Source organism: Candidatus Anaeroferrophillus wilburensis, assembly GCA_016934315.1.
GTDB lineage: Bacteria > Desulfobacterota > Anaeroferrophillalia > Anaeroferrophillales > Anaeroferrophillaceae > Anaeroferrophillus > Anaeroferrophillus wilburensis.
Map to the genome: position 1 here is coordinate 13,363 of JAFGSY010000025.1, position 13,139 is coordinate 26,501.

Here is a 13,139-nt window from a genome sequence, read left to right on the forward strand (position 1 = left end):
TTGTAGCGATCAACAAAAAAAATGTAAAGAGGGCACACTGGCACCTACCATTATAATTTCCTAACCAGGCAGGAGATGGCTTATAACCCGACTATGGCAACATAAAAAAAGAGCAGGGGCATCAACACCCTGCTCTTATGGGAACCACACGAATTCAATGAAACGTTATCGTTTAAGGTTAACCACATCATTCAACAGTTCATCACTGGTGGTGATCATCCGGGCGTTGGCCTGAAAGGCCCGTTGGGCCGAGATCATCCGGACAAACTCGGTGGCAATATCAACATTGGACTGTTCCAGGGAATTGGCGGCAATTTCGCCCCGGCCGGCAGTCTGGGGCAGGCCGACGCTGACATTGCCCGATTCAACTGTTTCCGACCATAAGTTGTTCCCCTCTTTCACCAGTCCCCAGGGGCTCTGAAACATCGCCAAAGCAAGTTGGGCCAGGGGTTTGATCTCACCGTTGCTGAACACCCCGGAAATCAACCCCTCCCGCCCGACGCTGACACCGGTCAAAGCCCCTGCCGGAAAACCGTCCTGGCTCTGGGAGAAGGTAGCGGAGGCGTTGGCATACTGGGTCGTACCGTCAAGACCGCTGCCGCCTTCCTGGGTACTGGTGCCAAAATCAATGGAGAGGGGCTGCAAGAGATCTGCGCCACCGGAAAAATTAACATACAGATCGTCGTTACCGGTCACCGCTTTCAAGGAACCATTGGGATTGAATTCCAGCGTCCCGCCATTGCCCACCATCATCGGCCTGGGACTACCATCCACCGGATCGGGAATCCCGTTATCAAGATCATCGCTGTTCATCACCGCAAACCATTCCCAGTTGTTGCTGGAAACCTTTTTAAAATACAAGGTAACCGTGTGGGGAGAACCCAGGGTATCATAGACATTGAGGGCAGTGGAATAGGTTGCTCCGGTGGGATCAAAGACGGTATTGGGAGAATAGACGCTTTCCACATCCCCGCCGCCGGCTGGAATGGTAAAACTATTGACCGTCAATGTATTGTTAGGGTCATATTCACTGGCAAAACCCAGCAGCTGTTCGGCCGAGGTCCGTTCATCCTGCCAGAGAAACGTTACTTCGGAGGCTGAAGATGAGGCAATGGTGAACTTACCAGTATCATCGTCATAGGCAACCGTGAACGGCGTGCCAGCAACCACACCATTCAAGGCATCTTCAACCGCCGTTGAGATGGAACCGGCTGAGGGACCCGTGCTGATTTCCTGGGTATTGTAGGGAATCGCGCTGGCGGGAATAATAGCCGTATACTCGACACCCCCAAGAGTAAACACCAGGGTATTGTTGTTATTGTTGGCATAAAAAAGCTTGTCAGTCAGACGTGGCGTACCACTCAGGATATTGGCACCGTCAGCAATGGTAACCGTTGCCGGATCAAACCCTAGAATCTCCCGAATAGAGGCATCCTCTACGCCCATCTCCAAATCCACTGCGGCTCCCGTATCGTTGGCAAAAGTGAACTTGCCGGTTACCGGGCTGTAGGTAACCGTAAAAAAATCTGAACCCAAGGCCCCACTGATCCGCTCCTCAAGGGCAGCTGCCAACGTTTCCCCGGTATAGGTGCCAGCATTGAGGGTTACCGTTGTGCCATCGACAACGATCTGATTATTATAATCATCGAGGACAAAGCGGGTTTCCGAGGTGGAATCAAGGTTGGCACCAATGGAAACGATTTCGGTGGGCCGGCTGGAAGAGGAAACATCGGCAATATTGATATCAGTGATATCGCCGATCGTGCCTCCGTCTTCATCAACCCCCCAGCCCTGAACCCGAAGAGAGCCACTGTTGACCATGTAGCCATCCTTGTCAAAGATGAAATCGCCAGCCCGGGTATACAGATTAACGCCATTGTCATTAACGATAAAGAAACCCTCACCATCAACCGCCAGATCGGTGGTTCGCGAGGTGGTTTCAAAGGAGCTCTGGGTGAACAGGGTGGAGATATTGCCCGTATGGGCTCCGCGGCCGATCTGGCTAGACCCGCCGCCGCCGATACTCTTACTGACAATATCCTGGAACTGCACCCGGCCGCCTTTGAAGCCGATCGTATTGCTGTTGGCAATATTATTGCCGATCACCGATATGGCATCACCATTGACATTCAGACCACTGACACCGGCATAGAGTGATGTTAAAGCCATGATTTCCTCCTTCTAGCTGTTGTAATCCCCTTATTATTCAAACAGGGCATTTTGTTCCCTGACCCCGACAATATCATTGATGGCTATTTGACCGGAGCTGAGTAAGACAACCGTTTCCCCCGTATCATAATCGGTTTCAATCCCCTGAACCAAACCGCTGCCGTAGATGGTAGCCGCCACATCGTTGCCCAGTTCATCGATTGCCGCCACCGTAAACCGGTAATCACCGGCTGCCAGCGGTAAGCCATTAACATCCGTGCCATCCCAGGTAAACTGGCGGGCGCCGGCATCCTGGTAACCAACATCCAGACGATCCACCAGCTGCCCGGAGGTATCGGTTATAGTAATAGTCACCTGGTTGGCATTATCCGCCAGATCAAACTTAAGCGGCACAGCAGCTACACCCTCAACCAGAGAAACCGTTCCAGAGCCGGCAAAAGTTACCAGCTTGCCAATCATGTCAAGAGCGCTGAGGCGATTCATGGTCGCGGAGTAATCCTGCAAGGCCGCCAGATTGGTATTGACATTGAACAGCTGTTCCAGGGAGCTGAATTGGGCCAGCTGGGCGGTGAAATCAGCACTTTCCATGGGATTCATGGGGTCCTGATTTTTCAACTGTTCAATAAAAAGCATGAGAAACTCATCCCGGCCGAGCTCAGCCTCGGTTTTTTTTGCGTCCGGACTGCTCTGACTGGCAAACATGCTGGTTGCTGCCGTTGCTGATGGGGCAAGGTTAACCATAATGATCTCCTAGCTGTTTTCTTAATCTGCATTAACCAAGAATGTGCAATGCTCCTGATCTTGATAGCATTCCCTGGGCGGTGGAAACTGCCGGCTGCTGACCTGCGGAGTTGCTATCACCCGGATGTTCGGGATCACCTGTCAATGGTGGGTGGTGCGGCTGCCGATGTTCCTGCCCAAAGCTGGAAAAGCTGCCGGCAAACTGCTCCTGGGCCGGCTGCTGGTCAACGCCCACCCCCAAGCCGGTCATTTTTTCAGGAGCTGCCAGCTCTACTGCAACCGCTTTCACCTCAATGCCCTTGGCAATCAGCGCTTCGCGCAGGGAATCCACCTGTTTCAGCAGCAACTCCCGAACATCATGATTCTGGACGATAAAACGGGCCGTCAGCTCCTGATGTTCAAGCACCACTTTGGCTTCCACCCTGCCCAGGGATTCCGGATGCAGCTGAATAGTCACCTCATGGCGATCTCCAGGCTGTGACACCAGATGGGTAGTCAGCTGGCTCAACAATTCATCGCTGGCAACCGGCAGGGGGGGGTTAATCGGTATGCTGACGTACTCACTATCAGCCTTGATGGTCATGGAAAGCTGCCGGCTTTCACCAATCAACTCAATAGCAGCCAGCTCCTCATCAGAAAAGAGTGGTTGCGCAGCTTGGATGCTGGGAGCAAACTTGACATCGGGGCTTGAGATTTCAATCAGCGGAACTTTTCCACCACCAGAAGATTCCTTCAGCGACTGAAGCAGGTCAAAATTCTTTTCATGATGCATAGGCATTTGCGGCTGGATAAGAGTATGGCTGCGATGCAAGACGTTGCCCGGACGCCCATCCGTCAACCATACGCTGTTCTCCCCCTCTTCAGGCGCTGCGATTGTGTCTCCGGCAGCTCCGGTGGCAGACTCTGGTCCAGCGGCAAAATAGGCCGGTTTGCCGGCTGCCACAACCGCTGACACTGCTTGACCGTTTCCAATCGAAGGCATCGTCGCCACCTGCTGACGTTGTTGATCAACCTGCAGGTTCAACAGCTGATTCCTGATCAAAAAACGATGCGTTATTCTGCCTTGGGGTGTGCTGTCTCCCATGGTTCCCTGCTCACTATCCGCCAGGGAAAAAGGCTGCTCATCTGTACTCGCCATCCATTGAGCTTCCTTTGCCATCATCCCCATCTGAAGTTCAGCTGCTCTTTGGTGGAACTGCCTACCTATTGTCGCTTCACCTGTTGCTAACGGCAGTAAGGCATGTTGGCTTCCGACTGCTACTGATCCTTCACCGTTCATGGCAGGGGACTGAACAATCGGGTTCTCGGCAGGTAGCACGCCAGCCATCTGCATGCCAAACGCTGAAACGGCAGCAGCATTGTTTTCTCCTGCCAAGGAAACCTGAGCAGCCGTATGCGGTAAAAGTTCTGCTTCCGACTGCAAGGAATCAATGACTGCTCCTGCCACCGGAAGTTGATGGACCTCATCGTTGGACAAGCCACTTGGAAAGCTTACAGCATGGTTCTGCGTCACTGAGAAATCAGCGGGTACTGCACGTTGATGGCCATGAAAGTCATCAGCTGAGATGTCGTTACCTATCATCTGGACTAGCCAGATATTTTGGCCGCCATAACCTCCTGCCTGCTGGGCACCATTACCCTCACTGTCGCCACCAGGTTGCCCCTCTTTTACCGCCGCCGGGATATCCCCAGTTTTCAGATCATCACTGCTCCGACTGTTTTCCTGAGTACGCCCCTTCCCTGAACCGGGAGACGTACCAGCAGCTTTCGATGGCTCAGCATCGCCTGTGCTGCTTGCCAATGCCCCATTAACTGTGGACTGACTCAGTTGCAGCACCCCACTGAAATTATTTTCCAGGTCTTGAGAATGCCTCTCCACCGATGTCTGGCATAACGAGACAGGCAACAACAAAGGTGCAGATGTTTTCATCGATACAATATCCATAAAACCATACCATCTGCCATCCGCAAACTATAATCTGCGGATGGATAATGAGCTCTCAGCCTTCAGTTTTTAATGTCATTGTCTGGCTGCCCTGTTTTTCTGTACGTTACCGGATAGGCACTGTTTTTCAGTTCCCTTCGTTTCCAGACCCACATGTTTGGTAGATGAAGGAATACGTTAGCTATCATTTCAAGAGGCGCACTATCGTTCATTCCCCTTTCAGGGCGGTTATCGAGCGGGAAATGGCGGTCGCTTTCCGGGGCTCAATGGCAGCAAGCAGTTTTGCGGCCTTCCGGGGTTCCATTCGCAAGATGACTTCAACAGCATAGGAGAGATCAAGATTTTCCACCAGCGGCGCCGCCGCCTCAGGCTTCATGGCCGTATACACTTCAACCAGGCGGGTTAAATCTTCATCCTTCAACGATCTAATTTCAGACAAAATCGCCTCAGCCCGCTGGCGCAACACATCAATATCACGCTCCTTTTTCTGCAACTCCTCTTGGAGCACTAACAGGCGCTGCTCTTTTTCATGCAGCAGTTCTTCTTTCTGCTGCAGAGCGCTTTCCTTTTTTTGCAAAATGTCTGACATGTGGATAAGCTGCTGGTCTGAAGAAGGTGCCAGATCCTCGGCACACCATGCATTCGGAATTATCACCAACAAAAGAATCACTCCGGCAAAAATCAAAGCAAGCCTCAACCGATAGCGGCTCGGCAAAGGGTCAGCAAGACCGGATAATGTTCGCAGTAGTTTCATCTGATTTCCACACTCTTTTTGCACCATCGACAACAGCAGAACAAAACTGCCTGCAGTGAAAATAGCAAGATACATGCCGCTCATTATTCCGCTGCCGGTTTTATGAAAAAAGCAACAACTTATTGATATGATTATCTTTAAAAAATAGCGAGTCCAACTATGGGTCAGTCAAGAGAAGGGAACGAACTCGGCCATAGGCAATTTTTGCCGACCGGCAGAACATCGGTCATCAAAGCGACTGAAAACTGCATCAGAGCTGAACGCTATCGCTGGTCAGCAAAGAAGATTTTGCAAGAACGTGTGTGGGGGGGGGATATGATCGACTGTAGAGTATCGACCGACTGTGACTGCTACGGCTGGATGCCAAGAAATCACAATAAGAGTGGAAATGTTGTGGAGCATAGGAAGCAGGAATAGTCCCGGGAAAATGTTCAGGTACGACCGTGGCTGCGGCTGACTGCCAATTCATCAACAAGTTTCCGTTCCTGACGATACTCGGACACCAGATACTCCTGATAGCGCTTTTCCTTCAGCCGCTCCAGCAAACGGCGCTGCTTCATTTTTTCAATCAGTTCCAAGCGCTTTATTTCTACCTTAGCTCGAGTTTCATCGACAACACCATACTGGGCGCTGATATTACGGCTCAACTGCAACGCATACTCACGATGCAGGGATATTTCAATACTCTTGATCCCCTGTTCTTCAACCGACAGCCACTGCAGTTCGTGTTGCTGCTGACTGGCAAGCAAGTGGTCCAGTTGATACTGTGCATCGTGCAATGCGGCGCTAAGCTCTCGCATCTCCCGGGCAACACTATCTTCCTGAACCCGTCGGTATTTAAGCAATGTTTCAAGGTTAAAATGAAACATAAAACCACCGTAGAAACACTAAAGCGATTGCAGCACCTCTACCAGGGCAGCGCTGCTGTCGGCGAAAGAGACCTGATCTTCCACCGCCTGACAAAGGAAGGAGAGCATCGCATCATGGAGGAGGATTGCCTGGTCAATGCGTTGATTGCTGCCATGGGCATAAGCGCCGATATTAATCAGATCCTCAGCCTCCTGGTAGGTTGCCAGCAGGCTGAGAAAGTTACCCGCCGCCTGCATATGCTCCCGGGTAACCACATCAATCATCACCCGGCTTTTGCTTGCCAACACATCAATGGCGGGATACATGTTGCGGTCAGCAAGTTGGCGCGAGAGAACAATATGCCCATCAAGAATCGAACGGGCCGCATCAGCAATGGGTTCTGTAACATCATCACCCTCCACCAAGACCGTATAAAGACCGGTGATGCTGCCATCACTTTTGGAACGCCCCGCCCGTTCCAGCAATTTTGGCAGCAACGCAAAAACCGACGGCGTATAACCTTTGGTGGTTGGCGGTTCCCCCACCGCCAAGCCTACTTCCCGCTGGGCCATGGCAAAACGGGTCAGTGAATCCATCATCAGCAGGACATCGCGGTTTTTTTCCCGGAAGAACTCGGCTATCGCGGTCGCAAGGAAAGCTCCGCGCATGCGCACCAGCGGTGGCTGATCAGAAGTAGCAACCACCACTACACTGCGGGCCAGACCATCCAAACCAAGATCGCGTTCGATAAATTCCCGCACCTCACGCCCGCGCTCACCAATGAGTGCAATAACGTTGACATCGGCCTTGGTATAGCGGGCCATCATCCCCAAAAGAACACTTTTCCCGACTCCGGAACCGGCCATAATCCCCAACCGCTGACCTTTACCACAGGACAGCAGGGCATTAATGGACCGGATCCCCAGATCCAGAACTTCCTGAATTCTTTTCCTCTCAAAAGGGTTCAGGGGATCCTGGTAAATGGGAACTTCCTCATGACATTCCAGCGGCCCATGGTTATCGAGGGGGTTGCCCATGCCGTCGATAACCCGCCCCAAAAGGCGTGCCCCGACCCGGGTGGTCGCCCGCTGGCCCCGGGAAACGATCGTACTCCCTGGAGCAATACCCTGACGGTCACCCAAAGGCATCAGAAGAATGCGTTGGTTGCGAAAACCGACAACTTCAGCAATAATGCGGACACCGCTCTTTTCATTGATTATCTCACAGACATCGCCAACTGAACTCGGCGGGCCGCTACCCTCAATGATCAAACCGGACATCCCCACTACCTGCCCAGTGCTTTTCATCACCTGGGTTTTTTGAACTCGGCTGATCAACTGATCAAAATCTATCATAATACTGAAGCTAACCACTAGAGTGAGGGGTTCCGGCCACTGATGTAGACCAACACAACATGGTCAGTCAATCGCGGGACAGGGGTTCCCGGCATTAAAGATTGGCTGCAAGCATGGTTGCTGCTTTATTCCCCGGCTTTCTGCCTGCCCGGCAACAAAAAGACTCAGGAAGAACAACGTTCATGGACCATCCCGCAGCGATGCTTTAATCTCGGAAAATTGACTCTCCAGGCTGGCATCAACCTGGCCAACCGCTGTTTCCAGCAGGCACCCGCCCCGCTCTACCGTTTCGCTGGCAACCAGTTGAAAATGTTCGAGATGATCAAACTCACGCTGCAGAGCAGGCAGTCGTTCATGCAGTACCACGTAGTCATCGGGATGAACTTTCAAGGTTACCGGACCATGGGCCGGCATCTCCTCAATGGTTCGCCGGGCAATGGCAACAATTGTTTCAGGATCCAGGGTAAGCTCCTGGTGAACAATGTTTCGGGCGATGGCTACCGCCAATTCAATCAACTGCTGTTCATGCTGGCGAAGAAGGATCTCTTCCAAAGCCGCCAGCCGTGAACCAACCTCCGCCAGGCTGGAAACCTGAGCGAGAACCTGCTGTTCACCGGCGGCAAGCCCTTCGGCAAAACCTTTCTTTTCCGCTTCGGAACGAATCGCAATTGCATCCTGACGCCCCTGTTCCCTCTCATCCTGGGCCTGTTGTTCAGCTGCAAGGCGCAACTGGTAGAGCTCTTCTTCCTGCTGTTTTTTATAAGCTTCCAATTGATCCAAGAGGCGGCGGCGGGTGTTTTCCAGATTCTGCCGATCATCATGATAGCTGGAGGAAAGGGCTGATTCGAAAACAGTCGGCAGGAAACCACTGTATGAGCGGATCAGTGGGTTTGCCGTCGGGGACACGGAGACTTCCGCCAACAGGGGGAAAGCAAACGTCTGCAAATTCTTGGCAACCTTCTCTCCATTTCCAGAAGGCTGGCCCTGATCAAAACCATCAGGAACAAACGTCACCTGTGCATGGTTCTTTTCGTCAGACAACCACATCACCTCCACCGCCCCTGGAAGCAATAACAATTTTTCCATCGTCCTCAAGTTTACGGGCTACTTTGACAATGACCTGCTGAGCCTTTTCCACATCGGTCAGCCGCACCGGCCCTAAAGCTTCCAGGTCATCTTTAACCATGGTTGCCGCCCGCTGGGACATATTATTGAAAATTTTTTCTTTCACCTCTTCAGTGGCTGTTTTCAACGCCAGCAGCAGGTCTTCATTATTGATTTCCTTAAGTATTGCCTGGATGCCACGATCGTCAACATCAATGAGATCATCAAAGGTAAACATCAGCTTGCGAATCTCATCAGCAAGGTCGGGGTCGTGTTCTTCGATGACATCCATAATTGCAACTTCTGAATTTTTATCCAGATTATTAATCAGCTCAGAAACTGCACTAAGACCACCAAGCCCACGGCTTTCCATGCCGCCGGTCGTTTTCAGCTCACTCTCCAGGACCAATTCAATCTCATCAATCATCTCACGCGGCACACTATCCAAGTTGGCAATCCGCAATACCACATCAGCCTGAACGCCTTCCGGCAACAACGTCACAATCTGCGCAGCTTTATCGGGTTCCAGGTGCGCCAGAATCAAGGCAATGGTTTGCGGATGTTCCGCTTTAATAAATGAAGCAATGACCCGGGGGTCTACATGGGCCAAACTGCCAAAAGGCTTCTGCATCAAGGAATCACCCACCTTTTCAAGAAAGCTCTCAGTTTTTTCGGCCCCCATGGTTTTGCTTAAAATATTCTTAAGATAATCCTTGCCGCCATAGAACATCACCTTGCTGCCGGCAGCATCAACAAATTCCCGGGCAATTTTTTCCGTCAACTCTCCAGTCACATTTCCCAGGCGGGATATTTCCCGGCTGATCTGCTGGAGTTCATATTCGGTAAATTTTTCCAGCACTTTGGGGGCAATTTCCTCCCCCAAGCCAAGGAGCAGAATGGCGGCCTTTTGCCGACCACTCAATTTTTCACCACTTTTACCTTTAACGGCCATCTACCAGCTGCCTTTCATTACACATGCTCCCCATAACACTATGGTGGATCATCAGCTCTCCAGCAATGAGAAGCAAGCCTCCCCCGCCACCGTATCTGGAAAAAATTTTCACCTTAACTCGTCTGTTCCTTTAACCATATTTTTACTATTCTCGCAACTTCATCAGGGTTTTCCTTGGCAAAATCGCCAATCTGGTCCATGATTGTCCGCTCTTTTTTAATCTCTACCCTTTCCGTCACTTCCTCTGCCATGGTTGTCATTCCTGGCTTTCTGGCCGCTGGTTTTCCAGCAGTCATCTGCTGTGACACAAACGCCAGCAGGGGCTTTACAACCTTGGCATAGACAACCAGCAGGATAAGGAGCAGCAAAAGATACTTACCGGCCACCTTGATCATTTCCAGGCGCTCCGCATTTTTCATTGCCTTGAGATCATCAGCCAGCGAAGCGGTATCAAAAGCGACACAGGCAACCTCCACCTGGTCACCACGCTTTTTATTGAAACCAATGGCTTTTTTCACCATATTGGCATAAATGAGCAGTTCGTCATCCGCACGGGACATAAATTCCGGTTCTTGGTTTTTCCCAACCTCTTTATAGATACCGTCTACCAGCACCGCGACACTGATATTTTTGACGCTGCCGATGGGCAATTGGGTATGGCTGACAGTTTTGCTGACTTCATAGTTTCTTGTCTGATCATTTTTTGCGCTGGAAGACTTTCCGGCGACAGCCATTTCGGCTGTGGCCGCCTGTTCAGGTATGTTTGCAGCCACCCCGGGAACTCCCTGTCCGGCTGCTGCCGGCTCCTGGTTTTCAACCGACAGCAGGTGTTCACTACGCACGGCAGTCATGTCAGGATCAAAAAGTTCTTCGGTTTTCTCCACCTTACTAAAGTCCATCGGCGCGGCTACCCTAACCACCACTTTCTGCATCCCGACGACCCGTTCCAGCATCGTCTGCAACCTTTTCTCCAAGTTGTGTTCATATTCACGCTTGATACTGATCTGCTTGGCAGTCAAGCTATTATCATCAACCGCCTGGACGACATCCTGGGAAAGGATAACACCGCGGGCATCAAGTACGGTAACCTGTTCCGGCTGCAGACCTTCCACACTACCAGCCACCAGATTCATCACCCCTTCAACCTGTTCTTTGCGCAACACCCTCCCCTGCTTCAGTTTTAAAATCACAGAAGCCGTTGATTCTTTCTGCTCCTCGATAAATAAAGATTTTTTAGGAATCACCAGGTGCACCCGGGCCGATTCGACCTGGCTGATCTCCCTGATCGTCCTGGCCAACTCTCCCTGCAACGCCCGCTGATAGTTGATATTTTGGACGAATTCGGTAACACCAAGGTTACTCTTATCAAAAATCTCGAAACCCACCCCGCCACGGGGCATGGCGCTGCCAACCAATTGCAGCCGGACCTCATAGACATCTTTGCGGGGTACTTCAATGATGCGACCCTGATCAACAAGTTTATAGGGAATACGCTCCTTTTTCAGAAACTCCACCACATCAGCCGCATCATCACTGTTTAAATTATAGTAAAGCGGCTCAAAAGAGGTCGTCAATGAAACAGCAACCACCGTTATCAATCCTACCAAGAGAACCGCGCTGCCGCCCACCAAGCCGACCTTGAACGGCATGGTCTGACTGTTAAACCAGGCAAGCAATCGTTTCAGCTGTTCAACCATAGTTTTCTCCTCTAGCGGTACACATTCCTAGCCACTATACGTGATGAACCCGCAGGATGGACTGTACAAAGAAGCTCAGCTGCAGTGCAGCGAAAAGATGGTGTTGTTGCGAAACCATCATAATTGCATCCGCATGATCTCATCATATGCCTTAACAGCCTTATTACGAACCTGCAGCAGCAGCTGGAAAGACATATCAGCCTCTTCCAAAGCAACAATGGCACTGATCAGATCAGCTGATTGGCCGCTGTGCACCTGGGCCACTTGAGTATCAGCCTGTTGCTGAAGAGTATTGACTTTACCCAGGGACTGCTGCAATACGGAGCTGAAACTGGCGGCGCCGCCGGCAGGCTGCTCAGCCGTCTTGCCAAAAGGTCCGGCAGCTTGGCGAGCAAGATTCTGCAAAGACTGGAGTTGGGCCTGCATCGCACTTTTTTTCATAACTACCTGCTCCCTTTATTGGCCATCAAGCGTAAAAGGTCCTCTGTAGACTCACTATACTTTCAGGATATCGATAGTTTTGGTTGTCATATCCTTGGCCGTTTTCATCATGGTCAGATTTGCCTCATAGCTGCGGCTGGCCGACAGCATATTGACCATCTCCTCCATGGCGTTGACGTTGGGAAAGGCTACGTAGCCACCTTCATCCGCATCAGGATGCTCCGGCTGATACTTGAGAATGGGTGGCCGAGGATCGGAAATCACCTGTACAGTCTCAACACTCAACAATTCCGGCTGGTCAGCATTGCGCAACGATGCCGTGTCCTGTTCTAAGAGCGGCGCTGCCCTGAACACGATATCCTTGCGCTGGTAGGGACCCCCTTCAGGCGTTCTGGTTGTTGTAACGTTGGCCAGATTGCTGGCAATAACATTGAGCCTCTGACGCTGGGCGGCCATACCCGCCGCACTAATTTTAAGGGTATACTGAAAGCTCATTATTTACCCCCTTCAACAATGGCATTTTTCAGGACGCTAATCTTTTTACGCAGCATTTCAACCGCTGCCCCATAGACAAGGTTGTTTTCCGCCAGTTCAGCCATTTCATGATCCAAGTCTACCGTGTTGCGGTCAAAACCGGCCAATGATGCTTCACGTTCTTCCACCACCGGCTGGATTTCGGAGATACTTTGCCGATCTGGCAGGTGATGCTCGTGGGTCCGCATGAGAGGCAAAGATGTTTCCTCTCCAAGCGCCTTCTGTAATTGATCGATAAAGGTGAAATTCCGGGCTTTATAGCCGGGCGTATCAATATTGGCAATATTACCGGCTATCACTTCCGCTTTTCGGGACCTCAACGCCATCACTTTGGCCAGCAGATTCGTTGTATTGTCAAACAATCCATGTACTGTCATTCTCTTGACACTCCTGCAACATACCTTAAACGAAATAAGAGCTGTAATCACCGGCAAACGGCAGAGATATACCAACCCCCTCTCAGGAAAGGTATTTTTTTACCATACAGCAGCTAACCCAAGCAAATGGTATGCCATCAGGTCATAAGGATAAAGGGAAGACGCCACAAGCTGTTCTTCAGCAGAAAACAGTTCTTCCAGAAAGGTCCACTGGGGATGAC

At 51.2% G+C, this 13,139-nt stretch carries 13 protein-coding genes; 1 reads left to right on the forward strand and 12 read right to left on the reverse strand.

The window, feature by feature from the left end:
• Positions 1-165: 165 nt before the first annotated feature.
• From JXO50_05895 to JXO50_05905, 3 genes are read right to left on the reverse strand one after another with little or no spacing between them, the layout of a single operon-like run.
• Positions 166-2,169 carry a flagellar hook-basal body complex protein gene (locus JXO50_05895; protein MBN2332620.1) on the reverse strand — a complete coding sequence of 668 codons (2,004 nt, stop codon included), beginning with the start codon at positions 2,167-2,169 and terminating at the stop codon, positions 166-168.
• Positions 2,170-2,202: 33 nt separating this feature from the next.
• The gene (locus JXO50_05900; GenBank protein ID MBN2332621.1) at positions 2,203-2,910 is read right to left on the reverse strand and encodes a flagellar hook assembly protein FlgD; all 708 of its coding nucleotides are present in this window, start codon (positions 2,908-2,910) and stop codon (positions 2,203-2,205) included.
• Positions 2,911-2,941: 31 nt separating this feature from the next.
• Positions 2,942-4,048, reverse strand: coding sequence for a flagellar hook-length control protein FliK (locus tag JXO50_05905; GenBank protein ID MBN2332622.1), 1,107 nt, complete (start codon positions 4,046-4,048; stop codon positions 2,942-2,944).
• A gap of 462 nt (positions 4,049-4,510) precedes the next feature.
• On the opposite strand from JXO50_05905, the gene JXO50_05910 reads away from it, so the two are divergent.
• The gene (locus JXO50_05910) at positions 4,511-4,654 is read left to right on the forward strand and encodes a hypothetical protein (GenBank protein ID MBN2332623.1); all 144 of its coding nucleotides are present in this window, start codon (positions 4,511-4,513) and stop codon (positions 4,652-4,654) included.
• A gap of 409 nt (positions 4,655-5,063) precedes the next feature.
• Here the strand turns inward: JXO50_05910 and JXO50_05915 are convergent, their stop codons facing one another.
• From JXO50_05915 to flgB, 9 genes are all read right to left on the reverse strand, one after another.
• The gene (locus JXO50_05915) at positions 5,064-5,444 is read right to left on the reverse strand and encodes a hypothetical protein (GenBank protein ID MBN2332624.1); all 381 of its coding nucleotides are present in this window, start codon (positions 5,442-5,444) and stop codon (positions 5,064-5,066) included.
• Positions 5,445-6,040: 596 nt separating this feature from the next.
• The gene (fliJ, locus tag JXO50_05920) at positions 6,041-6,478 is read right to left on the reverse strand and encodes a flagellar export protein FliJ (protein ID MBN2332625.1); all 438 of its coding nucleotides are present in this window, start codon (positions 6,476-6,478) and stop codon (positions 6,041-6,043) included.
• Between the two features lie 18 nt (positions 6,479-6,496).
• Complete coding sequence (locus JXO50_05925; protein ID MBN2332626.1) at positions 6,497-7,813, reverse strand: FliI/YscN family ATPase; 1,317 nt, start codon at positions 7,811-7,813, stop codon at positions 6,497-6,499.
• Between the two features lie 180 nt (positions 7,814-7,993).
• A complete protein-coding gene (locus tag JXO50_05930) occupies positions 7,994-8,854 on the reverse strand; it encodes a hypothetical protein (protein MBN2332627.1) in 861 nt (286 codons plus the stop codon).
• Positions 8,847-9,869, reverse strand: coding sequence for a flagellar motor switch protein FliG (fliG, locus tag JXO50_05935; GenBank protein ID MBN2332628.1), 1,023 nt, complete (start codon positions 9,867-9,869; stop codon positions 8,847-8,849). Before fliG ends, JXO50_05930 begins: the two co-directional genes overlap by 8 nt.
• Positions 9,870-9,982: 113 nt before the next feature.
• Positions 9,983-11,566, reverse strand: a complete 1,584-nt coding sequence (fliF, locus tag JXO50_05940) for a flagellar M-ring protein FliF (protein ID MBN2332629.1) — start codon at positions 11,564-11,566, stop codon at positions 9,983-9,985.
• Between the two features lie 117 nt (positions 11,567-11,683).
• Positions 11,684-12,007 (reverse strand): flagellar hook-basal body complex protein FliE, encoded by a 324-nt coding sequence (gene fliE, locus JXO50_05945; protein MBN2332630.1) that lies wholly within the window; start codon positions 12,005-12,007, stop codon positions 11,684-11,686.
• Between the two features lie 54 nt (positions 12,008-12,061).
• On the reverse strand, positions 12,062-12,502 hold the full coding sequence (gene flgC / locus JXO50_05950) for a flagellar basal body rod protein FlgC (protein MBN2332631.1): 441 nt from the start codon (positions 12,500-12,502) through the stop codon (positions 12,062-12,064).
• Positions 12,502-12,918, reverse strand: coding sequence for a flagellar basal body rod protein FlgB (gene flgB / locus JXO50_05955; protein MBN2332632.1), 417 nt, complete (start codon positions 12,916-12,918; stop codon positions 12,502-12,504). The genes flgC and flgB overlap by 1 nt, the downstream gene beginning before the upstream one ends.
• Positions 12,919-13,139 lie beyond the last annotated feature (221 nt).